The organism is Micromonospora sp. NPDC007208 (assembly GCF_042869175.1).
GTDB lineage: Bacteria > Actinomycetota > Actinomycetes > Mycobacteriales > Micromonosporaceae > Micromonospora > Micromonospora foliorum.
In genome coordinates this window covers 362,244-383,484 of the sequence record NZ_JBIAFG010000003.1, presented here as the reverse complement: position 1 = coordinate 383,484, position 21,241 = coordinate 362,244, and the positions used below count along the sequence as shown (strand labels likewise).

Genomic DNA, 21,241 nt, shown 5'->3' with positions numbered 1-21,241 from the left:
ACGCACCTGGTGGTGCGTAACGACCCGATCGGTTCGCATTGGATTTCCTAGAGTCTGACGTCATGCGTATCGGAATTCTCGGCACCGGAACCCTCGCCACGGCGCTGGCCACCGGCTGGACCCGGGCCGGACATCACATCAGCATCGGCGGCCGCTCGCCCGAGCGCGCGGAGATCGCGGCGAAGGCATCCGGAGGTCGTGCTCGACGGCTATCCGAAGTGGTCGCGGACGCCGACGCCGTCCTGCTCTCCGTGCACTGGGAGGGCATCGCCGACATCCTCCCGGCGGCCGGCGCACCCGCCGGGTCGCTCGCCGGTAAGCCGCTCATCGATCCGACGAACGCGGTCGAGCATGGCATCGGTGTGCTGCGGACGCGATCCGGACGCGCGATTGCGCAGCACGTCGCCGAACTCGCTCCCGGCGCTCACGTGGTTAAGGCGTTCCATCTGTTCCCATCGACGCGGTGGACGGCACCCGCGTCGACACCCGCAACGGTCGCGATGTGCGGGGACGACCCCGGAGCGCTGGAGATCGTCGGCTCGCTCGTACGCGACGTCGGAGGCATTCCTGCCGTACTTGGCGGGCTGGACCGGGCACGCCAACTGGAGGAGGTCGCCGGCTTCGTCATCGGGCTCGCGTTCGCCGGCGTCGACCCGCAGTCGGCGCTCCCGGCGGTTCCGTCATCGTGAGCAGACGAAACTTCGCAACAGCCCTGAGCGCCCGGCCACCGGCATGAACTGGGCGGCGGAGGTTCATCGTTCGGCGCACCTGATCGACGCGGCACGCGCCTATCTTCAGACGGACGACACCGCCTACGCGGCCCGGGTCCTGTTGCGGGCCGAGCGCATCGCACCCGCCGAGATCCGCTTCCGGCCGGCCGCCCGGGACGTGGTCGCCCAGGTCGCCCGCGACCCGCGCGCCCCACCGACGATCACCCAGCTCGCCATCGGCCTCGGGGTGCTGTGAGCATGGCGGTTCAGCCCAGATGGCGGCCAAGGTCATGCTCGATCCTGGATGGAGTGGCCATTTGGTGCCGGGATACCACTCGATCCTGGATCGAGTGCGATCATGAGAGCGCGCGTCGCGTGTCGCCGGTCAGGGAGTCGGTGCGGCGGACGCGCGCAGTGCGTCGGCCAGCCACTCGTACGGGAACCGTTCCGGCGGCGCGTTGTTGACTGTGGAGACGAGTTCCATGTACCGGTCGAACGGTCCTTCCGGCTCCGTGCGTTCCCACTCCGCGCCCTTCAGCATCTGGTCGGCCGTCTGGATCCGGAATTCGGGCGTGTCCGGGATCCCGGGGCTGTCCGGTGTCGCGAAGATGCCGGTCAGCCACCCGATCCACTGGTCGGCGATCTCCCGCCCCCTGGGCGAGTCCGGCGGCACCGCCTCGCGCGCCGCGTCCATCACCGGCTGGCCGATCGCCGCGCCCGCTTCCAGGGCGTCCAGCATCGGCGACGAGGTCATCAGCGGCCCGGCCCCGGTGGTGCACGCCTCGTGCAGCTCACGGCGTACGGCCTGCCGGACCTCGGTGTCCCGGACCAGCTCGGCCAGCTCGATCCACGCCTCCAGCTGGGCCGCGCTGGGATGGTCGGGCAGCTCCGGCCGGGCCGCCCGCCACCACTCGACCATCCGGTCCGGCGGCTCCCAGCCGGCGGAGACCTCGGTCCAGAACTCGTCGATCAGCCGGTCGCGTTCCTCGTCCGACAGGCCAACCAGCTTGTGCATCAGCGTGACCTGCTCGGCCGTGGAGTCTTGGCGCAGGATGGCCGACAGCACCGCGCGGCGGCTGCGTAGCCGTGCCTCCTGCCGTTCCAGCAGGGCCAGGTGGGTAGCGGCCAGCTCGCGCAGCGTCGCCTCGCCGGCCAGCACCCGCCGGATCTCGTCCAGGCCGGCGTCGAGTTCCCGTAGCGTCCGGACCAGTTCCAGTCGGGCGATGGCCGACACGTCGTACAGGCGGTGGCCGGCCGGGGTGCTGGCGGCCGGCGTGACGACACCGACGTCCGCGTAGTACCGGACGGCGCTGACGCTCAGGCCGGTCCGCCGGGCAACATCTCCGATGGCGTACAGCTCGTTTCTGTCCACGACGCCCACTATGCGATCTCAAGCGGCTTGAGATGCAAGCCCCTCGTCGAGCTTCCGCCGCGGATCAGGGGACGATCACCACACCGCCGCGGACGCCGCCCTGGGCCAGCCGCTCGTGGGCGGTCGCCGCGTCGGCGAAGGGGTACACGTCAGCGACCCGGAGCGGGATGTCGCCGCTGGTGACCAGCTTGACCAGTTCGCCCAGCCGCGTTCCGTCCGGTAGCACCTCCAGGGCGAGGGTCCGGATTCCCCGTACCGGCTCCGGGCGAAGCGGGGGTGACGCGGCCACGTAGCCGCCGCCGTCCCGGACGAGGTCCAGCAGCGAGGAGCCGATCACCGCCAGGTCGACGACCGCGTCGAACGTCCCCGTCGGATCGTCGGCGCGCGACAGGAACGCCGCGCCCAGCGACTCGACGAACTCGCGGTCGCCGGCCCCGGCGAGTCCCGTGGCGTGCAGACCGGTCGCCCGGGCCAGCGCCAGGACGAACCCACCGACCTGTCCGGCGGCGCCGGTGACCAGCACTGTCGAACCCGCCGGGAGCGCGAGCAGGTCGAGTGCCTGGGCGGCGGCGAGGCCATTGGTAGGCAGGGTCGCCGCCTCGGTGGCGGGGACGCCGGCCGGCGCGGAGGTCAGCCAGGCGGCGTCGAGGACCACGTACTCCGCGTGCGCGCCGACCGTGGTCTGTAGCCACGGCGAGAAGCCGATGACCTCGTCGCCGATCGTGAACTCGTCGACCGATGGGCCGACCGCGTCGACGCTGCCGGCAACGTCCCAGCCGGGCGTGTACGGCAGACCGGTCGGCAACGGGGCCGGGAACCGGCCGGAGCGGACCATCAGATCGACCGGATGGACAACTGAGGCCGCGACCCGCACCCGCACCTGCCCCGGCCCGGGCTCGGGCACCGGAACGTCGGCCACGTGCAGAACCTCCGGCCCTCCGAACTTGTCATAGCTGACTGCGCGCATCGTCGTCTCCTTCGTGGGATTTCGTGATCACCACGACGGTACGAATCATCGGCACTATGAGAAAGTAGGTACCGTAAAGTGCCTAGGGCACCAATGGAGGAAAGATGGCGACGTCGACCGCAGCGCAACGCCGCGAACAGGCCAAACGCGACTACGACGCATTCCTGGACCAGTGCCCGACCCGCGAGCTGCTGAGCAGGCTCACCGACAAGTGGGTCGCCCTGGTGATCCCAGCGCTCGTCGACGGCCCGCAGCGGCACGGCGAGCTCGCCCACCGCATCGCCGGCGTCAGCCAGAAGATGCTCACCCAGACCCTGCGGACACTGGAGCGCGACGGTCTGGTCACCCGCACGGTCACCGCCTCGGTCCCGGTCCGCGTCGACTACGAGCTCACCCCGCTCGGCCATGAACTGTTCCCGGTCATGATCGCGATCAAGGACTGGGCGGAGACGCACATGGACCGCGTCTTCGAAGCCCGGGTCCAGTACGACGAACGCCCCTGAGAACTTAGGAAGTCGCCTCGCCCGGTGTTGAGCCCGCCGCGGGCCCGCCATCTCTACCTGGCGCTTCCTCGGGCGCCTCGGAGCCGACAGAGTGCGACAGCACCAACGCTTGACCGGCGATGACGCGTTCGCCGTCGAAGGTCAGCGCCGGCGACCCGTGCAGCTGATAGCCCTGATCGAGAAGCGCGCTGACGCGGGCGCAGAATTCGGCATCATCGGGCCCGGTGATGAGGCGGTAGCCGAGCGGGTTCGTGGAATCCGACACACCTGCATTGTCCCTGCCGCCGGATTGTGTGGAGGAGGCCTTGGGCTTGCGATTCGAGCACCGTGACACCGAGACGGACGCGAGCGTCGTCGACCGCGTGTGGCGCACCTGTAGCGATGCCGAAGACACGATGACTTCCGCGGCGCGTACGTGCTGTCAACTGATACTCACGCGGATACAGGGGCAGCTACTCGCGAGCCTGCGCGGGCCGGAGACCAGGGCGACCACTGCGCCGGTCCCGCCGAACGCCGAGTTCCTCGGTATCCGGCTCGCGCTCGGCACCGTCCTTCGGCCGCATCCCGCGGCCTCAATCGTCGACGGGTACGTGCCCTTCCCGGTGACGGACTCAGGCCGGGTAGTCATCGGCGGCGCGGACTGGGAAGCGCCGACGTACGAGAACGTCGAGCAGTTCGTCCGGCGCCTGCGGGACGCCGGTCTGCTGGTGCGATCACGTCTGAAGGTTGAGGAGGACTTCACCGGGCACATCGAGGGCCATCCGTCCAAACGAACCCTTCAGCGGCGATACCGCGCGACTACTGGCCTCTCGCAAACCGCCGTGACGCAGATCGACCGCGTGAACGCCGCAGCCACGATGTTGCGCGATGGGCGCGACTGGCGCGCGGTCGTCGAGGCGCTGGGGTACTTCGACCAGGCTCACCTGGCACATGCGCTGCGGCGCTACGTCGGGCGCACCGCGCGGGGGCTGCAGGCGGGCGACGACGCGAGGATGTCGTTCTTGTACAAGATCGGCCCGTGGGCAGGCAGCTAACCTCCGATCGCAGGTCGCCCCGGCGGCTGTCCGCGATGCGTAATTCGGAGGAGAATCGTGCTGCTCAGCGTCAACGTCTTCGTTAGTCTCGACGGAGTCATGCAAGGGCCGGGAGCTCCCGACGAGGACCGCTCGGGCGGCTTCGACCGTGGCGGGTGGCTGGTCCCGTATGCATCTGCGCACACCAACGAGGTCGTCGAGGGCTGGTTCCGTGAGGCGGACGCGTTCCTCTTCGGCCGCACGAGCTACGGCCTGCTCGGTGGGTACTGGCCGAAGGTCACCGCACCTGGCGATCTGATCGCTACCAAGCTGAACGCACTGCCAAAGTATGTCGTCAGCGAGACGTTGACGGACAGGGAAGCCGACTGGAGCCCGACGACGGTCCTCCGCACTGGCGTCGTCGACGACGTGCGCCGGCTCAAGGAGCTTCCCGGCAAGGAGCTCCAGGTCCACGGCAGTTGGAAGCTCGTGCAGGCGCTGCACCAGGCCGGACTTGTCGACCTCTACCGGCTGCTCCAGTACCCGGTCGTCGTCGGAGCCGGAAAGCGCCTGTTCCCGGACGGAGCGACGCCCGCGACCTTCGCAACCCCCGAGGGGAGCGCGCGGATGTTGCCCGGCGGGGTCGTCTCGCTGACTCTGACCCCCACGACCCTCGGAGTGATTTCGGCGGGCGCGTACGCCGTAAAAGATGGGAGCTCGACGCCAGTCCTATCTCCGTAGCGGCAACGCGGTCGGTAGGGGACTTTTTCGTTTCTGCTGGACAGGTCACTGCCACACCTCGGGCCGTGACCGCACGCAGCAGGCTCAGCGACGGCACATCGGCGCCGAAGTCGTCGAGCGGGCACACTTGTGGGGTGCGAGGGCGTCAAGGGGCTTCGATGCGCTGTGACAGGTGGAACCGCGCCGTCCTGAGCACGGTGGCGGTCCTGGCCGCGATGCTGTTCACCGGCTGCGACCCCGGCGGCGGGCAGAGCGAGCCGCAGCGGATCGACGGGTCGATGAAAGAGGTGCTCAAGGAGTACCAGCCCCGCTTCGAGCAACGGCGCGCGGCGCTCGCCGCCGCGGTGGCGAAGGTGCCGGCGAAGGGCACCGGCAAGGCATCGTGTGCCCGAAGGCTGGACCCGCGACCGGAGTTCATCTGGTTCGACCCCACCAGCCGAGCCTCGGTCAGCTACAACAGCCCGGACAAGGGCGGAAACGTCGACATCGCGGCGACAACCGAGGCCGGAACGCCGGAGCGGATAGTGGACAACCCCGGGTCGACCCTCAGCAGGTTCGCCGTGCCGCCGGGCTGGCTCGTCCGCGGCCTGTGGATCACCGGCCCGCAGGGACCACTCGGCACCAACGAATTCACGGTGACCAGCCAGTACGGCGACGAGCCGTACCTCGGGGCCGAGAAGGACCCGGTTCAGAGGCTCCGGAAGATCCTCGACCTCGGGCTGCACAAGCGCTACATGCTGCTGTACCGCGTGACGACCTTCACCTTCCCCGACGCCGAGGGCCAGGACAATGTGCGGGCCGACGTGTTCCTCGCCGACCTGGAAAAGGGCGACCTGCCCTGCCAGTTGGTCGCGGACGGCCACAGCCACGACGTGAGGGGTGGACTGGTGGAATCTGTCTCACCCACGCCGTACGAAGACATGCAGACCACTTTCCAGATCGACATCAGTGACAAGCTGAGATCCCTGACCCGCCCTTGACTCCCGATCAGTCAGAAAGGCCCGCGACGGCAGTCACCGTAGGTGGGTGCGGAGGAAATCCAGTTCCAGGGGGAGCAGCCGCTCGGCGGTGCCGTTCGCGGCCAGGTGGGTGGCCCCGGTCAACGGCAGCACGGCGTGCGGCCGGCCGCTGCTCAGCAGGGCCGCGGAGAGCCGGAGCGTGTGCGCGGCCACCACGTTGTCGTCGGCCATCCCGTGCACCAGCAGCAACGGGCGGGCCTGGTCCGGCCCGGTGACCGGTTCGGCGGCCAACTCGACCAGCGAGTGGTGCGCGTAGATGTCCAGGCCGTCTTCCGGCAACCCCAGATAACGCTCGGTGTACGCGGTGTCGTACAGCGCCCAGTCGGTCACCGGGGCGCCCGCGATCCCGCACTTGAACAGCTCCGGGTGGCGCAGCACCGCCAACCCGGCCAGCCACCCGCCGAACGACCAACCGCGCACCCCCACCCGGCCCAGATCCAGGTCCGGGTGTTTACCGGCGAGCGCGGTCAGCGCGTCGATCTGGTCGGTCAGGATCACGTCGGCGACCCGCCGGTGGATCGCCTTCTCGAACGACGGCGCCACGCCCGGCGTACCCCGGTTGTCGATGGTGACCACCGCGAACCCGGCGTCGGCCCACCACTGCCGCTCCAACCACGCGGCCCGCGCCGCCACGACCTCCTGGTGCCCCGGGCCGCCGTAGATGTCCAGCAGCACCGGCAGCCGCCGGCCCGTCACGTGGTTGTCCGGGTAGAGCACCGCCGCCGGCAGCCGCCGATCGGTCACCCGTTCCAGCAGGGGCAGCGGAGAGTACGGCGGGGTGGCGGCGAACGAGCGCAGCTCGGCGATCTCCTGATCGCCGCGGCGCACCGTCCAGCGCACCCCCGCATGGTCCAGCGACGCGACGCCGACGGCCAGCACGTCCCCGCCCACCGCGGCGGTGTACCAACCGGAGTCGGTGGTGAGCCGACGCGCGTCCACCCCACCGCCGATGGTGGTGCGGACCCGGAACAGGTGCCGCTCGCTCGGCTCGCCGTCGCTCGCCTCCACCAGCAGGTCGGCCGGGCCGGCGGCGGCCGGCAGCCGGCCCACCACCCGCCGGACGTACAGCGACGGCGGGGTGAGCAGGGTGCCGTCCGCGAACAGGCACCGGGCGTCGTACCCGTCGTGGGCCAGCTCGCCACCGACCAGCACCCGGCCGTCCGGCAGGTGGGCCGGGGTGCCGGCGATCGGTTCGACCCAGCGCGGATCGGCCAGCTCGGCGTGCACCTGCGTCTCACCCGTCCGCGGGTCCACCGCCAGCACCAGCCCGTGCTGCTGCGATCGGCGCAGCACGGTGATCAACGGACTGCCCTCACCCCAGCTGACCCCGGTCAGGTACGGGTAGGTCTCCCGGTCCCAGTGCACGTCGACCCAGCCGTCGTCCAGGTCCAGCAGGTGCAGGCTGACCTCGGCGTTCGGCCCACCGGCCCGGGGGTACGCGACGGCGGTCGGCGCGCTCGCCGGCTCCGCCGGGTCGTGCAGGTGCCACCGCTCCAGCCGGGACTCGTCGACCCGGGCGGCGAGCACCGAGCGACCGTCCGGCGCCCACCAGTACCCCCGGAACCGGCCGAACTCCTCGGCCGCGATGTGCTCGGCCAACCCCCAGCTCACCCCGGCGTCCTCGCCGGCCAGCAGGGTGTCGGTGCCGTCCGGGTCGATCACCCGCAGCTCACCCCGGCGCACACCCTCGGCCGCGTCCGTCACGTACGCCAGGCACTGCCCGCTCGGGTCCGGACGAGGGTCGAGCACCGGGCCGACGGCCGCCACCTCCACCACGTCGCCGTGCACCAGATCGGCCCGGAACAACCGCCCGGCCAGCGCGAACACCGCAACCCGGCCGGCCGCGTCCAAGGCGTACGAGCCGATGCCGGCGGCGCTGAGCCGCAGCCGCTCGCGCAGCGCGCGTTCACCGGGGGAGAGGGACCGGACGTCCCCACCCTCGCCCAGCAGGGTCGCCGGATCGGCGACCAGCCGCTCCTCGCCGGTGGCCACGTCCAGCAGCCAGAGCGCGTCCGCCGGGTCCTCGGGGCCGGCGGAGCGCAGGAAGATCACCCGGGAGCCGTCCTCAGCCACCGAGACAGCGCGTGGCGCGCCGTGGCTGAACCGGCGGGTGCGGGCGGCCAGCTCCGGAAAGTCCACACGCCAAATCGTAGAGCCGGAGCGGAGGTGATGTGGCCGACCTGGGTGGACGCGTCGACGTTGGCCAGGCCGGACCGCCAGTTAGAGTGACCGTCGTGACGATGCTGCCCGACCGCCGCCTGCTGCTGGTCCACGCGCACCCCGACGACGAGTCGATCGGCACCGGCTCGACGATGGCCCACTACGCCGCCGAGGGCGCGCACGTCACGCTGGTGACCTGCACGCTCGGCGAGGAGGGCGAGATCCACGTGCCCGCGCTGGCGCAGCTCGCCGCCGCCGAGGCCGACCAGCTCGGTGGGTACCGCGTCGCCGAACTGGCCGCCGCGTGCGCCGCGCTCGGCGTCAGCGACCACCGCTTCCTCGGCGGTGCCGGCCGCTACCGCGACTCCGGGATGATGGGGCTGGCGACCAACGAGCACCCCCGCGCGTTCTGGCAGGCCGACCTCGACGAGGCCGCCGGGCATCTCGTGGAGATCATGCGAGAGGTACGCCCGCAGGTGCTGGTCACGTACGACCCGAACGGCTTCTACGGCCACCCCGACCACATCCAGGCGCACCGGGTGGCCATGCGCGCCGTCGAGCTGGCCGAGGCCGAGGGCTGCGCCCCGCTGAAGGTCTACTGGACGGCCATGCCGCTCAGCGTCCTGGAGGCTGGCATGACGCACTTCGCCGAGTCCTCCGACAACCCGTTCGGCGGCATCGAGGACATCGCCGACCTGCCCTTCGGCACCCCGGACGCGCAGATCGCCGCCCGGATCGACGGCACCGACCAGCACACGGCCAAGGAGGCCGCGATGCGGGCGCACGCCACCCAGATCCCGGCCAACTCCTGGCTCTACTCGATCGCCGGTAACTTCGGCGGCGAGTTCATGGGCGTGGAGTTCTTCACCCTCGCGGTCGGCGAGAAGGGCCCGGGCACCGGGCCGTACGGCTGGGAGAACGACCTCTTCGCCGGCCTACCCGCGGAGACCGCCCCGGACCGGTCCCCGGTCGCGGCGGCGGGTCTCCGGTGACGCTGCCGGCCGCACCGATGACGGTCGTGGACGACCAGGAAGCCCCGCCCCCGGCGGGGCCACCGCCGCGACTGCTGGACCTGGGCGTCCGGCTGGCCGGTGCGATCGTCGTGGTCCTCGCCGGAGTGCTGACCGGCGTGCTGGAGCTGCTGCTCGCCACGGTCCGCGTCGGCGGGCAACTGATCGGCGTGTCGGTACTCCTCGCCATCGGCGCCAACATCGTGCTGAGCTGGTTCGCGTACGAGGCGGTCGGCCGTCGCTGGGCGGTGGCGCTGCCGGCGGTGCCGTGGTTCGCGCTGATGGCGGTCGCCGCCATCCGGACCAACGAGGGCGACCTGCTCCTGGCCGGCGACAACTGGGTCGGGCTGGCCATGATCGTGGCCGGCGCGATGACCTTCGCGGTGATGGGCTTCCGGCAGATCCTCGCCCCGCAGCCGCCCACGCTCGGCGGCTGACGCCGGGTTGCTCCTGGGTTGCCGTCGGCTGCCTTTGGGTGATGACGTCTCCCAGGTAAGGGTGGTAGATATTCCTGCCAGGGATGCGAGCCCCGCGACGGGGCGTACGGCAGGAGGGTCCGGCGATGGACAAGCGGTGGCGTGACCTCGGGGTGCTGGTAGCAGCTCTGTTCGCGGTCAACGTGGTCGCCCGACTGATCACCCGGTTCGGCTTCGACGGTGACGACACCGCCGCCGACCGGGTGTCGCTGGCGATGTTCACGGTGATCGGGCTGATCCTCGCCGTGGTCGCCTTCCGTTGGGGGCGTCGCCGACCGCTGGCGGGCTGGGCCGCCGACATGGCCCTCGTGGTGCCGGTGGCGATGCTGCTGACCGTGCTGGTCGGGCCCCTGCTGGTCGGTCACAACCCGTTCACCGGCGGTGCGGCGACGTTCTTCGCCCAGATCTGGCTCTACCTGCTCGCCACCGGCGCCGGGTTGCTCATCGGCTATCTGGTGCTCACCGCGCTCGGCCGTGACTACCGCTCTCAGCAGCTCAAGCGGTACGCCGAGGTCAAGGCGGCCAAGCCCCGCCGAGTCGTCCGCCGCTGACCGCCCAGCCCGGGCCGCCTTGCCCGGCCGCACGCCGCACCGGGCCGCCCGACGACGGGCGGGGTCAGTCTGGGGCGACTCGGGTCAGGTAGGTGTGGTGGGTGACGAGGCCGAGCCGCTGGTAGAGCGCGACCGCCGCCGCGTTGCGCTGCTCGACCTGGAGGAACGCGTGCGTCGCGCCGGCGGACGCGCCCCAGCCGGCAAGTTCGTGGATCACGCGACGGGCCAACCCCTGTCGGCGGGCCGCCGGTAGGACCTCGATCAGGCTGAGGCCCAGCCAGCGCCCCTGGCCGGTCACCGTGCCCCGGCCGACTGCCACCAGGGCGTCGTCGGCGTACACGTGGGCGAAGCGGACCTGGTCCACGGCGGTGAGGATGTGCCGGGCGGAGTCCGGCAGGCCGCCCTTGCGGCCGGCGGCGACGGCCAGCCACTCGTCGCTGGGCGCGGTGGCCAGCTCGACGACCGCACTGCCCGACCCGTCGGCCTGGCCGTTGGCCGGCGTCGAGGCCAGCAGGGGGAGCGGCGCGGTCTGCACCAGCGTCGGCGGGCGGGCGGTCCAGCCGCGGGCGTCCAGTTCGGCGCCGACCGGTGCGGCGAGGGGCAGCGGCGTGTTGATCAAGGCGGGTTGGCCCAGCTCGGCGTACCAGCGTTCCACCGCGTCGACCGCTGCGGCCAGTGGCCGGTCCGGGTCGCCGATCGGCAGCGCGGAGTTGGCGCGACCGGTCCAGCCCTCGGCCGATCGGAGCAGCCAGTCACCGAGCCGGCCCCGGGTCGGTGCCGGCCAGGCCTCGTCGGCGGCCCGCTCCAGCGCCACGACCGCGGCGGCGGTCGGCCGACGGGTCGGCGGTACGCGCTTGGCGCGGTGGACCTGCGCCACCGGGACCCGTAGCGGCCCCTGCGCGGTGGCGAGCGTGAGATGAGTCTCGCTCAGCTCGACCAGCTCGCCGAGGGCATCGGAGAATTGCGGGCGGCCTTCGCGAATCCCCACAATCCGGCGGACCACGATTCGGTGTCCCACATCCTGCTGTCGGAGCACGATCGACCCCCTCCCCGGCGAGATACTAGGCTCTTACCGTCGCGGGAGATCGCGGCGAGTCTTGCGGAGGAGAAGACCGGTGACCTACATCATCGCCGAGCCGTGCGTAGATGTGCTCGACAAGGCATGCATCGAGGAGTGCCCGGTCGACTGCATTTACGAGGGCAATCGGATGCTCTACATCCACCCCGACGAGTGCGTCGACTGTGGTGCCTGTGAGCCCGTCTGCCCCGTGGAGGCGATCTTCTACGAGGACGACGTCCCGGAGCAGTGGAAGGACTACACCGGCGCGAACTACGAGTTCTTCGAGGACCTGGGCTCGCCCGGTGGCGCCTCGAAGGTCGGCAAGGTGGAGAAGGACGCCACCTTCGTCGCCGCGCAGCCGCCGCGCGGCGAGGGCCACTGAACCGGCCCGCGCCGGTCTCGTCGCGGCTGCCCGAGTTCACCTGGGACACCCTGGACGCCGCGGCCACGCTGGCCGCGGCGCATCCGGAGGGCCTGATCAACCTCTCCATGGGTACGCCTGTCGACCCGGTGCCCGAGGTGATCAGGCGGGCGTTGGCTGACGCGTCCGACGCTCCCGGTTACCCGCTGACCGCCGGCACGCCGGCGCTGCGGGCAGCGATCGCGGCGTGGGTGTCCCGAGCCTGTGGCGCCGGCGTCGACGGTCTCGGTGTGCTGCCGACCATCGGCTCGAAGGAGCTGGTGGCCTGGCTGCCCACCCTGCTCGGCATCGGCCCGGGTGACGTGGTGGTGGTGCCGTCGGTCGCGTACCCGACCTACGAGGACGGCGCCCGGCTGGCCGGCGCCACCGTCGTCCGTACCGACTCGCTCACGTCGGTCGGGCCGACCTCGCGGGTCCGGTTGGTCTGGGTCAACTCGCCCGGCAACCCGACCGGCCGGGTGCTGCCCGCGGCGCACCTGCGCAAGGTGGTCGACTGGGCCCGCGAACGTGGCGCGGTGGTCGCGAGTGACGAGTGCTACCTGCCACTGGGCTGGTCGGCCGAGCCGGTTTCGGTGCTGTCTCCGCAGGTCAGCGGGGGGAGCTATGCCGGGGTGCTCGCCGTGCACTCGCTCTCCAAGCGGTCCAACCTCGCCGGCTACCGGGCCGGCTTCGTCGCCGGCGACCCGGCGCTCGTCGCCGAGCTGCTCAAGGTCCGCAAGCACGCCGGCATGATCGTGCCCGCACCGGTGCAGGCGGCCATGGTGGCGGCGCTGGACGACGAGCGACACGCCGAGGAGCAGCGGGAGCGTTACCGCGCCCGGCGGGAGGTGCTCACCGCGGCGTTCACCGGTGCCGGGTTCACCGTCGAGCACTCCGAGGCGGGCCTGTACCTCTGGCTGACCAGGGGTGAGGACTGCTGGCAGACGGTCGACTGGCTGGCCCGTCGCGGCATCCTGGTCGCCGCCGGCGTCTTCTACGGCCCGACCGCCGGGCAGTACGTCCGGGTTGCGTTGACCGAGTCCGACGAGCACGTCGCGGCGGTCGCCGGCCGGCTCCGGGCCTGACCCCGGGCGGCCCGGCGATGACCGACGGCACGACCGGGCGGTACGCCAGGGTGCGCGCGGCCGTGATCGGCACCGGGCTGATCGGCGGCTCGCTGCTGCTGCGCCTGGCCGACGCCGGCCTGGACGTCGTCGGATGGGATCCGGACCCGGCCACCCGGGAGCGCGCCCAGCTCCGGGGTGTGGTCGCCCCGGCCACGATCGAGCAGGCCGTGGCCGACCGGAACGTGGTCTTCCTCTGCGGCCCGCTGCCCACCCTGCCGCACACGCTGGCCCGCGTCGCCGAGCTGACCGGGCCCGACTGCGTGCTCACCGATGTCGGCAGCACCAAGGTGGAGGTGACCGAGACGGCCGATCGGCTCGGGCTCACCCAACGGTTCGTCCCCGGGCATCCGATGGCCGGCGCGGAGTCCGCCGGTCTGACCGCCGCCTCGCCGACCCTGCTGGCCGGTGCGGCCTGGGTGCTCTGCCCGGCCCCCGGTGCCGCGATTGCCGCCTTCCGCTGGTTGACCGGGCTGCTGGTGGAGTTGTTCGGCGCCCGGGTCGTGCCGATGGCCGCGCCGGCACACGACTCGGTGGCCGCGCTCGCCTCGCACGTGCCGCACCTGCTGGCGGGTGCGCTGGCCGGGGCGACGCAGCGGGCGCCGCTGCGGGACGCGGTGCTGGCGCTGGCGGCGGGAAGCTTCTCCGACGGTACGCGGGTCGCCGGCACTCCGGCGGAACGGACCGCGAACATGCTGCTCGGCAACCGGGACCGGGTACTGCACGAGTTGGCCGAGGTCTCCGCGTTCCTGGACGGGCTGGCCGCCGCCCTGCGGGCCGACGACGCGCCGGCGCTCATCGCCCGCTACGCCGAGGCCAGGGCGGCCCGCTCGGCGCTGCTGGACCGGCGGTTCACCGGTCAGTCCCGGCGGTTCGCGGCCGACGGCGACCATGACGCCGAGGTGACCTGGCTGCGCGAGTTGGGCGGCGCCGGTGGGCACCTGACCGGGTGCCAGGTCGATCCGGACGAGGTTTCCTACGCCGCGTGGCTTCCCGTGGCTGACTAGGCTGAGGGACATGGCGGTGGATGGTCCGGTGGTGCAGGTGCGCGGCGAGGCGTACCGGGAGGTGCCGCCCGAGCTGGCCCGGTTCGCGGTCACCGCGACGGCCCGTGACCGGGACCGGGAGGCGACGCTGACCCGGTTGGCCGAGCGGGCCGCGGCGGTCCGGGTGCTGCTGGACGGCTCCGGGTCGGCGGTGGCGCGGCGGGAGACCGGCGACCTGCGGGTGCGGCCGGAGACCCGGCGTTCGGGTGAGCGGGTGGTCGCCTGGCACGGCAGTGTCACCACCACCGTCACCGTCACCGACTTCACCGCGCTGGGTGAGCTGATGCTCCGGCTCGCCGACCAGGACCAGGTCGAGGTGGCCGGCCCGTGGTGGGAGCTTCGTCCGGACAGCCCCGCCCACCGTGCGGCCCGGCACGCCGCGATCAGCGACGCGCTGCTGCGGGCCCGGGAGTACGCGGAGGCGCTGGGCGCCCGGGTCACCTCCTTGATCGAGCTGGCCGACGCGGGCCCCGCCGACCGGCCGATGTTCGCCCGTGCGGCCTTCGCCGGGGGCGCCGGCGCGGGTGGTGGCCCGCCGGAGCTCGAACTGGACCCGCAGCCGCAGACTGTGCAGGCGGCAGTGCAGGCGCGTTTCACCATCAGCGACCCGGTTCTGGGCTGATGCCGCCGGCCCGGGTGCTGTCCGCCGACGAGTTGGTGGCGCGGGCGTTGGTGCTTGCCGAGGCCGGTCCGCGACAACTGCTCGGCATCGCCGGTGCGCCGGGCGCCGGGAAGTCCACCCTGGCCGAGCGGATCGTCGCCGAGGTCGGGTCGGCCGCCTGCCTGGTGCCGATGGACGGCTTCCACCTGGCGCAGTCGCAGCTGGTCCGTCTGGGCCGCGCCGACCGTAAGGGCGCGGTGGACACCTTCGACGCCAACGGGTACGTCTCGCTGCTGCGCCGGCTGCACCGGTTGGAGCCGACGTCGGTCTACGCGCCGGAGTTCCGCCGGGAGCTGGAGGAGCCGGTGGCCGGAGCGATCGAGGTGCCACCGTCGGTCCGGCTGGTGGTGACCGAGGGCAACTACCTGCTGTTGCAGGATTTCCCCTGGCAGGAGATCCGCCCGTTGCTGCACGAGGCGTGGTTCCTCGACCTGGACGCCGAGGTGCGGCACCGCCGGCTGACCGCCCGGCACGAGGCGTTCGGTCGGTCTCCGGAGCAGGCGCGGGCATGGGCGCTGGGCAGCGACGAGTCGAACGCCGCCCTGATCACCCCCACCGCCGACCGGGCTGACCTGGTGGTCCGCCTGTCGGAGCCCCCGGCGGCCTGACCGCGGACCGCCGGGACGCTACTCCGCTACTCCGCGGTTCGGTCGGCTCATGTCGCCGGTGCCGGGCGTTCCGGCGGCGAGGCCGTACCGCAGGAGCACCGCGCCCGTGTCGGAGGTGGCGGGTGGTTCGAGGAGTGTCAGGTTGGCGGGCACCTCGCCTCCGTCGAACACCTTCTTGCCGACGCCCAGCACGATGGGGAAGATCCACAGGTTGAGCTGGTCGAAGAGGCGCTCGTGCAGGAGGGTCTGCACCAGGTTCAGGCTGCCGATCACGTGGACCTTCTCGTGCTTGTCCCGCACCGCGCGGACGGCGCTGGGCAGGTCGGGTCCGAGGTGTGTCGAGCCCGTCCAGTCCAGATCCGGGTTGCCGCGCGAGGCGACGTACTTCGGGATGCTGTTGAACAGGGTGGCTATCCCGCCGTCGACGCCGTCGGTCTGGTGCGGCCAGTACGCGGCGAAGATGTCGTAGGTCCGGCGGCCCAGAAGCAGCGCGTCCATGCCCCGCATGCCGTCCACGACCTGGCGGCCGCCCGTCTCGTCGAACAGGGGCGCCTGCCACCCTCCGTACGGGAAGCCTTCGGGGTCCTCCTCGGGGCCACCCGGCGCCTGGGCGACCAGGTCGAGTGTCGCGAAGAGGTCGATGTGGATGGTGCCCATGCTGTCCTCCGTGTTCCCGCTCGAACAAGGTCCTGATGGCGCACCCTAGTCGAGTTGACGGACCGGCCGGGCCGGGTTGCCGACCGCCACCACGTTGGCGGGCAGGTCCCGGGTGACCACCGCGCCCGCGCCGACGACGGTGTTCGCGCCGATCGTCACGCCGGCCAGCACGATCGCGCCACCGCCGAGCCACACGTTGTCCCCAATGGTGATCGGCTTGGCCGCCTCCCACTTGTCCCGTCGCGGGCCGGGCTCGACCGGGTGTGTCGGGGTGAGTAGCTGCACGTTCGGGCCGACCTGGACGTCCGCGCCGAGGGTGATCCGAGCGACGTCGAGGAAGACCGCGTTGTAGTTGACGAAGCTGCGCGGGCCGATCCGGATCTGCCAGCCGTAGTCGCAGTAGAACGGTGGGCGGATCCAGGTGTCCTCGCCCAGTTCGGCGAGGAGTTCCCGCAGTGTCGCGATTCGGGCCTGCGGATCGGCCGCGGGACTGGTGTTGAAGCGCTCCATCAGTCGGGCGGCCCGGTCGAGGTCGGCGATGATCTCGGGATCGTCGGCGATGTATGGCTCACCGGCGAGCATCTTGTCCTTCATGGAGGTCACCGCCCGATCATGCCGGCCCGGTTCGTCGGCTCGTGGCGGGTCCGTCATATTTCGGCCTTCATTTTACATACCGAGTATGCAATTCTGGGTTGTCAATGTGACTCCATCCATCAAGACGCTTGACGAGGAGGATCCGTTGCACCAGGGAAGAAGATTGGCCGCTCTCGGCCTCGTGTTCGCGCTGGCGCTCTCCGCGCCGGCTCCGGTCTCAGCCGCAACCGCCGCACCCGCCCCACCGGGCGGCACCGGTCCACAGTCCACTCCGGGTGGACCCGTCGCCAACCGTTCGACCACCGTCACGCTGATCACCGGTGACCGGGTCACCGTCACCGCCTCCGGCGCCTCGGTCCGGCCCGGCGCCGGCCGCGAGGACGTGCAGTTCCTGATCCAGCGCGAGCGCGGGCGCCTCTCCGTGACGCCGACGGACGCGGTGCCGTTGCTGCGCTCCGGCAAAGTGGACCGGCGACTCTTCGACATCACCGGGTTGGTCGAGGCGGGTTACGACGACGCCCACCGCAACACCCTGCCGCTGCTGGTGGCGTACGGCCCGACGGGTACCGCCCGGCGTGCCCAGGCCGCTCTGCCCGGCACGCAGCTGACCCGCGACCTGCCGGTGATTCGCGGTGCCGCCCTGAACAGCGACAAGTCTTCCCTCGGCGCGGTGTGGGCGAAGGTCACCACTGGTCCCGCTGGGGGGGCCCGGCTCGACGCGGCGGGGGGCGTCGAGCGGATCTGGCTGGACGGCTATCGACGGGTGACGCTGGACCACAGCGTGCCGCAGATCGGCGCGCCCGCGGCCTGGGCGGCCGGGTTCACCGGCGCGGGAGTTTCCGTCGCGGTGCTGGACACCGGCGTCGACGCGACCCACCCGGACCTGGCCGGCAAGGTGGCCGAGGCGCGCAACTTCACCGAGGTCGCCGACGCTCGGGACACGGTCGGCCACGGCACCCACGTGGCCTCGACCATCGCGGGCACCGGCGCGGCCTCCGGCGGCAAGTACCGGGGCGTGGCGCCGGACGCGACGCTGCTCGACGGCAAGGTCTGTGAGGACGTGGGCTGCACCGACTCGGCGATCCTCGCCGGCATGCAGTGGGCCGCGGTGGAGAAGAAGGCCGCCGTGGTCAACATGAGCCTCAGCGGCTGGGACACCCCGGAGGTCGACCCGATCGAGGAGGCCGTGCAGACCCTGACCGCCCAGACCGGCACGCTCTTCGTCCTCGCCGCCGGCAACGACGGCTCGGACGGCTCGGTCGGCTCCCCGGCCAGCGCCGACGCCGGGCTCGCCGTTGGTGCGGTGGACCGCGACGACGAGCTGGCCGACTTCTCCAGCCGGGGCCCGCGGGTCGGCGACGACGCGTTGAAGCCGGACATCACCGCGCCCGGTGTCGACATCGTCGCCGCGCGGTCCGCCAACGGCTTCATCGGCGATCCGGTGGGGGACCGCTACGTCACGCTCTCCGGCACCTCGATGGCCACCCCGCACGTGGCCGGGTCGGCCGCGCTGCTGGCCCAGCAGCACCCGGGATGGCGGGCCGACCGGCTCAAGGCCACCCTGATGGCCGCCGCCAAGCCGCACCCGGACCAGACCGCCTACCAACAGGGTGCCGGGCGGGTCGACGTCGCACACGCGATCACCCAGCAGATCACCACCGACCCGGTGAGCGTCTCGTTCGGGCGTACGCTCTGGCCGCACAATGACGACGCCCCGATCACCCGCACGGTGACCTGGCGCAACGACGGTCCGGCCCCGGTCACCGTGGACCTGAGCATCGAGGGCGCCGGCCCCGGCGGTCGGGCACTGCCGGCCGGCCTGTTCCAGCTGGGCGCCAACCAACTCACCGTGCCGGCGGGCGGTACGGCCGCCACGACCGTCACCACTGACACCCGACTCGGCGACGCCGACGGTTACTGGACCGGGCGGATCATGGCCCGGTCCGGGGCAGCGGTCGCGGTCACCCCGTTGGCCGTGAACCGGGAGGTGGAGAGCTACACGCTCACCGTGGAGCACCTGAACCGCGCCGGTGCGCGTACGGCGGACCACTGGACCCTCCTGGTCGGAATGGACACCTACGGCTCCTGGGACCTCGTCAGTTCCGACGGGGTGGCCACCGTGCGGGTGCCCAAGGGGCACTACGGCCTGAGTGGCCTCGTCTTCGAGCCCGGCCCGGAGGACGAGCCGCGCGACATGTCCCTGTTGATGCAGCCCGAAGTGACAATCGAGCGGGACACCCGGATCGTCGTGGACGCCCGCCGGGCCAAGCCGGTGCGGACTACCGTTCCGGACCGGACAGCGGTCCCGCAACTGATCGACCTCAGCGGCAACTTCACCGCCGACGACGGCAGTGGGTACGGCATCGGGCTCTGGGCGGACACCTTCACCGGTCTGACCAGCGGTCAGATCGGCAAGCCGGTCTCCGCCGACAAGTTCGTCGCCACCCTCACCAGCCAGTGGACCAAGCCGGAAACGGCCAACAGCCCGTACCTGTACGCGCTGGCCGAAGCGATCCCTGGCCGGATGCCCACCGGGTTCGTCCGCGACTACGCCCGGCGGGACCTGGCCACCGTCGTGCACCAGTTCCGCGGTGGCTACCCGGGCATGGAGGCCGAGCGGATCGTGTACCCCGAGCTGGAGTACAACGTCGGTGGCTCCGCCGTGGTCCTGCCCACCGTCGTGCCCGGCCAGCGGGTCGAGTACTACAACACCAAGGGCGTGAAGTGGGAATCCGAGGTCTACTTCGGAACGGTGGACGAGGATGGGTGGTTGAACCCGAAGGCAGTGCTCTTCTCCATCCCCACCGCGTACCGGGCCGGGCGGACGGTGCAGGAAATCTGGAACCAGGCGCCGTACGCACCGTCCTTCCCGAACCCGCGCTGGCCCGAGCAGAGCGTCACCCGGGTCGGCGACACCATCCTGGTCGACGTGCCGATCTTCAGCGACGCGGCCGGGCACCCGGGCGGCTCGCTGAGCGACAGTGAGCACACCGAGCTCTGGCGCGACGGCAAGCTGGTCGGCGAGAGCGAGTACGCCGGCTACGGACAGTTCACCGTGCCACCGGGTGCGGCGGACTACCGGCTCGTCACGTCGTCCAAGCGAAGCTTCACCGACCTGAGCACCGAGGTGGAGTCCAGCTGGACCTTCCGGTCGAGGCACGTCGCCGGTGAGACGCCGGCCCGACTGCCCCTGTCGGCGGTGCGCTTCGCGCCGCCGCTGCGGGTCGACAACAGCGCTCCGGCCGGTCAGGGCTTCATCGTCCCGGTGCGGGTGCAACGGCAGCCGGGCGCGCCGGCCACCCGGGTGGAGAAGCTCACCGTCGACGTCTCGTACGACGGTGGGAAGACCTGGAGCAAGGCGAAGCTGGTCCGCACCTCGGCCGACGGCTGGTCGGCCCTGTTGCGGCATCCGGCCGGCCCCGGCTACGCGTCGCTGCGGGCCACCGCCCGGGACACCGCCGGTAACACGGTGACCCAACGGATCATCCAGGCGTACCGGTTGCGCTGAGGCGTACCCCGTCCGGGTCCGCGGCCGAGTGCCGCGGACCCGGCGGGTCCGTCAGTCGTTGGCGTGCAGGGCGGCGTTCAGCTCGATGCCCCGGCCGGTGCGCGGCCGGGCCTCCAGCCCGCCGGTGACCGAGTTGCGCCAGAAGAGCAGGCCGTCGACGCCGGACAGCTCGCGGGCCTTGACCACCCGGCCGTCGGGAAGCGTGATCTTCGACGCGGCGGTGATGTAGCAGCCGGCCTCGACCACACAGTCGTCGCCGAGCGAGATGCCGACGCCGGCGTTCGCGCCGACCAGGCTCCGCTCACCGATGCTGATCTTGTCGGTGCCGCCGCCGGAGAGGGTGCCCATGATGGAGGCCCCGCCGCCGATGTCGGAACCGTCGCCGACCAGCACGCCCTGCACGATCCGCCCCTCGACCATCGAGGTGCCGACGGTGCCGGCGTTGAAGTTCACGAAGCCCTCGTGCATCACGGTGGTGCCGGCGGCCAGGTGGGCGCCGAGGCGGACCCGGTCGGCGTCGGCGATCCGCACCCCGGAGGGCACCACGTAGTCGGTCATCCGGGGGAACTTGTCGACCCCGTACACCGCCAGGTGCCGGCCGGCGGCCCGCTCGATCACCCGCAACTCGTCCACCCGCTCCGGGGGGCACGGCCCGGCGGACGTCCAGGCCACGTTCGCCAACTTGCCGAAGATGCCGTCCAGGTTGAGCTGGTTGGGTCGCACCAGGCGGTGCGAGAGCAGGTGCAGCCGGAGGTACGCGTCGGACGCGGCCTTGATCGGGTCGTCCAGCGAGCCGATCACGGTGACCACCTGCACGGTACGCAGACCGGGCAGGGGCCGGTAACCGAGCGCGGCCGGCGGCAGGTCGAGCACGTCCGCCTTGTCCTCGCCGGCGACCAGCGGCAGCTCGCCCAGGCCCAGCTTGCCGGTCGGGTACCAGGTATCGAGCACCTGCTCGTCGGCGGTGACCGTAGCCAGGCCGATGCCCCAGGCGGAATCTGCGGACGTCACTGTTACACCTCTCGGTCACGGCCGGGCTGACCTCGGCTCGCTCCTCGCGC

The 21,241-nt window shown here is 71.8% G+C and carries 23 protein-coding genes; 15 read left to right on the top strand and 8 right to left on the bottom strand.

The annotated features are described in order from the left end of the window. Positions 1 to 62: 62 nt before the first annotated feature. Positions 63 to 689 (top strand): NADPH-dependent F420 reductase, encoded by a 627-nt coding sequence (locus tag ACFYL6_RS08140; RefSeq protein WP_387169085.1) that lies wholly within the window; start codon positions 63 to 65, stop codon positions 687 to 689. Positions 690 to 732: 43 nt separating this feature from the next. Further along, positions 733 to 966, top strand: a complete 234-nt coding sequence (locus ACFYL6_RS08135; protein ID WP_387169082.1) for a hypothetical protein — start codon at positions 733 to 735, stop codon at positions 964 to 966. Positions 967 to 1,095: 129 nt separating this feature from the next. Here the strand turns inward: ACFYL6_RS08135 and ACFYL6_RS08130 are convergent, their stop codons facing one another. Together ACFYL6_RS08130 and ACFYL6_RS08125 are read right to left on the bottom strand one after the other, a co-directional pair. After that, on the bottom strand, positions 1,096 to 2,082 hold the full coding sequence (locus ACFYL6_RS08130) for a MerR family transcriptional regulator (RefSeq protein WP_387169079.1): 987 nt from the start codon (positions 2,080 to 2,082) through the stop codon (positions 1,096 to 1,098). 64 nt (positions 2,083 to 2,146) lie between these two features. After that, positions 2,147 to 3,049 (bottom strand): NADP-dependent oxidoreductase, encoded by a 903-nt coding sequence (locus ACFYL6_RS08125; protein WP_387169076.1) that lies wholly within the window; start codon positions 3,047 to 3,049, stop codon positions 2,147 to 2,149. Between the two features lie 104 nt (positions 3,050 to 3,153). Here ACFYL6_RS08125 and ACFYL6_RS08120 point away from each other — a divergent pair, with 104 nt between their 5' ends. Next, the gene (locus ACFYL6_RS08120; protein WP_387169072.1) at positions 3,154 to 3,552 is read left to right on the top strand and encodes a winged helix-turn-helix transcriptional regulator; all 399 of its coding nucleotides are present in this window, start codon (positions 3,154 to 3,156) and stop codon (positions 3,550 to 3,552) included. 4 nt (positions 3,553 to 3,556) lie between these two features. Here the strand turns inward: ACFYL6_RS08120 and ACFYL6_RS08115 are convergent, their stop codons facing one another. Next, positions 3,557 to 3,817 (bottom strand): DUF1737 domain-containing protein, encoded by a 261-nt coding sequence (locus ACFYL6_RS08115; RefSeq protein WP_387169069.1) that lies wholly within the window; start codon positions 3,815 to 3,817, stop codon positions 3,557 to 3,559. 46 nt (positions 3,818 to 3,863) lie between these two features. Between ACFYL6_RS08115 and ACFYL6_RS08110 the strand changes: the two genes are divergently transcribed. The 3 genes from ACFYL6_RS08110 to ACFYL6_RS08100 all read left to right on the top strand — a co-directional run bounded on the left by ACFYL6_RS08110 (position 3,864) and on the right by ACFYL6_RS08100 (position 6,286). Then, positions 3,864 to 4,586, top strand: coding sequence for a helix-turn-helix domain-containing protein (locus ACFYL6_RS08110; protein ID WP_387169066.1), 723 nt, complete (start codon positions 3,864 to 3,866; stop codon positions 4,584 to 4,586). 57 nt (positions 4,587 to 4,643) lie between these two features. Further along, a complete protein-coding gene (locus tag ACFYL6_RS08105; protein WP_387169063.1) occupies positions 4,644 to 5,306 on the top strand; it encodes a dihydrofolate reductase family protein in 663 nt (220 codons plus the stop codon). 158 nt (positions 5,307 to 5,464) lie between these two features. Then, complete coding sequence (locus tag ACFYL6_RS08100; protein WP_387169059.1) at positions 5,465 to 6,286, top strand: hypothetical protein; 822 nt, start codon at positions 5,465 to 5,467, stop codon at positions 6,284 to 6,286. Positions 6,287 to 6,319: 33 nt separating this feature from the next. Here ACFYL6_RS08100 and ACFYL6_RS08095 read toward each other — a convergent pair whose 3' ends face one another. Next, on the bottom strand, positions 6,320 to 8,464 hold the full coding sequence (locus tag ACFYL6_RS08095) for a prolyl oligopeptidase family serine peptidase (protein WP_387169056.1): 2,145 nt from the start codon (positions 8,462 to 8,464) through the stop codon (positions 6,320 to 6,322). Positions 8,465 to 8,550: 86 nt separating this feature from the next. Here ACFYL6_RS08095 and mshB point away from each other — a divergent pair, with 86 nt between their 5' ends. From mshB to ACFYL6_RS08080, 3 genes are all read left to right on the top strand, one after another. Next, positions 8,551 to 9,477, top strand: coding sequence for an N-acetyl-1-D-myo-inositol-2-amino-2-deoxy-alpha-D-glucopyranoside deacetylase (gene mshB, locus ACFYL6_RS08090; RefSeq protein ID WP_387169053.1), 927 nt, complete (start codon positions 8,551 to 8,553; stop codon positions 9,475 to 9,477). A 17-nt stretch (positions 9,478 to 9,494) separates the two neighbouring features. Further along, complete coding sequence (locus ACFYL6_RS08085) at positions 9,495 to 9,932, top strand: hypothetical protein (RefSeq protein WP_387169050.1); 438 nt, start codon at positions 9,495 to 9,497, stop codon at positions 9,930 to 9,932. Between the two features lie 125 nt (positions 9,933 to 10,057). Beyond that, positions 10,058 to 10,522 carry a hypothetical protein gene (locus ACFYL6_RS08080; RefSeq protein WP_387169048.1) on the top strand — a complete coding sequence of 155 codons (465 nt, stop codon included), beginning with the start codon at positions 10,058 to 10,060 and terminating at the stop codon, positions 10,520 to 10,522. Positions 10,523 to 10,586: 64 nt separating this feature from the next. Here ACFYL6_RS08080 and ACFYL6_RS08075 read toward each other — a convergent pair whose 3' ends face one another. Continuing rightward, complete coding sequence (locus ACFYL6_RS08075) at positions 10,587 to 11,558, bottom strand: GNAT family N-acetyltransferase (RefSeq protein WP_387169045.1); 972 nt, start codon at positions 11,556 to 11,558, stop codon at positions 10,587 to 10,589. Between the two features lie 79 nt (positions 11,559 to 11,637). On the opposite strand from ACFYL6_RS08075, the gene fdxA reads away from it, so the two are divergent. From fdxA to ACFYL6_RS08050, 5 genes are read left to right on the top strand one after another with little or no spacing between them, the layout of a single operon-like run. Continuing rightward, positions 11,638 to 11,964: a ferredoxin gene (fdxA, locus tag ACFYL6_RS08070; RefSeq protein WP_030490464.1), complete on the top strand. Its 327-nt coding sequence runs from the start codon at positions 11,638 to 11,640 to the stop codon at positions 11,962 to 11,964. Next, positions 11,961 to 13,067 carry a succinyldiaminopimelate transaminase gene (gene dapC / locus ACFYL6_RS08065; RefSeq protein WP_387169526.1) on the top strand — a complete coding sequence of 369 codons (1,107 nt, stop codon included), beginning with the start codon at positions 11,961 to 11,963 and terminating at the stop codon, positions 13,065 to 13,067. The genes fdxA and dapC overlap by 4 nt, the downstream gene beginning before the upstream one ends. A 17-nt stretch (positions 13,068 to 13,084) precedes the next feature. Beyond that, positions 13,085 to 14,113: a prephenate dehydrogenase gene (locus ACFYL6_RS08060; RefSeq protein ID WP_387169042.1), complete on the top strand. Its 1,029-nt coding sequence runs from the start codon at positions 13,085 to 13,087 to the stop codon at positions 14,111 to 14,113. 10 nt (positions 14,114 to 14,123) lie between these two features. Beyond that, on the top strand, positions 14,124 to 14,774 hold the full coding sequence (locus tag ACFYL6_RS08055; RefSeq protein WP_387169039.1) for an SIMPL domain-containing protein: 651 nt from the start codon (positions 14,124 to 14,126) through the stop codon (positions 14,772 to 14,774). Continuing rightward, positions 14,774 to 15,421: a nucleoside/nucleotide kinase family protein gene (locus ACFYL6_RS08050; protein ID WP_387169036.1), complete on the top strand. Its 648-nt coding sequence runs from the start codon at positions 14,774 to 14,776 to the stop codon at positions 15,419 to 15,421. The genes ACFYL6_RS08055 and ACFYL6_RS08050 overlap by 1 nt, the downstream gene beginning before the upstream one ends. Before the next feature lie 18 nt (positions 15,422 to 15,439). On the opposite strand, the gene ACFYL6_RS08045 is transcribed toward ACFYL6_RS08050, so the two are convergent. Then, a complete protein-coding gene (locus ACFYL6_RS08045; RefSeq protein WP_387169033.1) occupies positions 15,440 to 16,078 on the bottom strand; it encodes a dihydrofolate reductase family protein in 639 nt (212 codons plus the stop codon). Between the two features lie 45 nt (positions 16,079 to 16,123). Next, a complete protein-coding gene (locus ACFYL6_RS08040) occupies positions 16,124 to 16,681 on the bottom strand; it encodes a sugar O-acetyltransferase (RefSeq protein ID WP_387169030.1) in 558 nt (185 codons plus the stop codon). 76 nt (positions 16,682 to 16,757) lie between these two features. On the opposite strand from ACFYL6_RS08040, the gene ACFYL6_RS08035 reads away from it, so the two are divergent. Then, positions 16,758 to 20,180: a S8 family serine peptidase gene (locus tag ACFYL6_RS08035; RefSeq protein WP_387169027.1), complete on the top strand. Its 3,423-nt coding sequence runs from the start codon at positions 16,758 to 16,760 to the stop codon at positions 20,178 to 20,180. 51 nt (positions 20,181 to 20,231) lie between these two features. Here the strand turns inward: ACFYL6_RS08035 and dapD are convergent, their stop codons facing one another. Further along, entirely contained in the window at positions 20,232 to 21,191 is a 960-nt protein-coding gene (dapD, locus tag ACFYL6_RS08030) for a 2,3,4,5-tetrahydropyridine-2,6-dicarboxylate N-succinyltransferase (protein ID WP_387169024.1), read from the bottom strand. Positions 21,192 to 21,241 lie beyond the last annotated feature (50 nt).

Bases quoted from the DNA above. Each gene is read 5' to 3' on its own strand.
- ACFYL6_RS08140 (WP_387169085.1), top strand. From the start codon at position 63: ATGCGTATCGGAATTCTCGGCACCGGAACCCTCGCCACGGCGCTGGCC.
- ACFYL6_RS08135 (WP_387169082.1), top strand. From the start codon at position 733: ATGAACTGGGCGGCGGAGGTTCATCGTTCGGCGCACCTGATCGACGCG.
- ACFYL6_RS08125 (WP_387169076.1), bottom strand. From the start codon at position 3,049: ATGCGCGCAGTCAGCTATGACAAGTTCGGAGGGCCGGAGGTTCTGCAC.
- ACFYL6_RS08120 (WP_387169072.1), top strand. From the start codon at position 3,154: ATGGCGACGTCGACCGCAGCGCAACGCCGCGAACAGGCCAAACGCGAC.
- ACFYL6_RS08100 (WP_387169059.1), top strand. From the start codon at position 5,465: ATGCGCTGTGACAGGTGGAACCGCGCCGTCCTGAGCACGGTGGCGGTC.
- ACFYL6_RS08085 (WP_387169050.1), top strand. From the start codon at position 9,495: ATGACGGTCGTGGACGACCAGGAAGCCCCGCCCCCGGCGGGGCCACCG.
- ACFYL6_RS08080 (WP_387169048.1), top strand. From the start codon at position 10,058: ATGGACAAGCGGTGGCGTGACCTCGGGGTGCTGGTAGCAGCTCTGTTC.
- ACFYL6_RS08060 (WP_387169042.1), top strand. From the start codon at position 13,085: ATGACCGACGGCACGACCGGGCGGTACGCCAGGGTGCGCGCGGCCGTG.
- ACFYL6_RS08055 (WP_387169039.1), top strand. From the start codon at position 14,124: ATGGCGGTGGATGGTCCGGTGGTGCAGGTGCGCGGCGAGGCGTACCGG.
- ACFYL6_RS08050 (WP_387169036.1), top strand. From the start codon at position 14,774: ATGCCGCCGGCCCGGGTGCTGTCCGCCGACGAGTTGGTGGCGCGGGCG.
- ACFYL6_RS08045 (WP_387169033.1), bottom strand. From the start codon at position 16,078: ATGGGCACCATCCACATCGACCTCTTCGCGACACTCGACCTGGTCGCC.
- ACFYL6_RS08035 (WP_387169027.1), top strand. From the start codon at position 16,758: ATGCAATTCTGGGTTGTCAATGTGACTCCATCCATCAAGACGCTTGAC.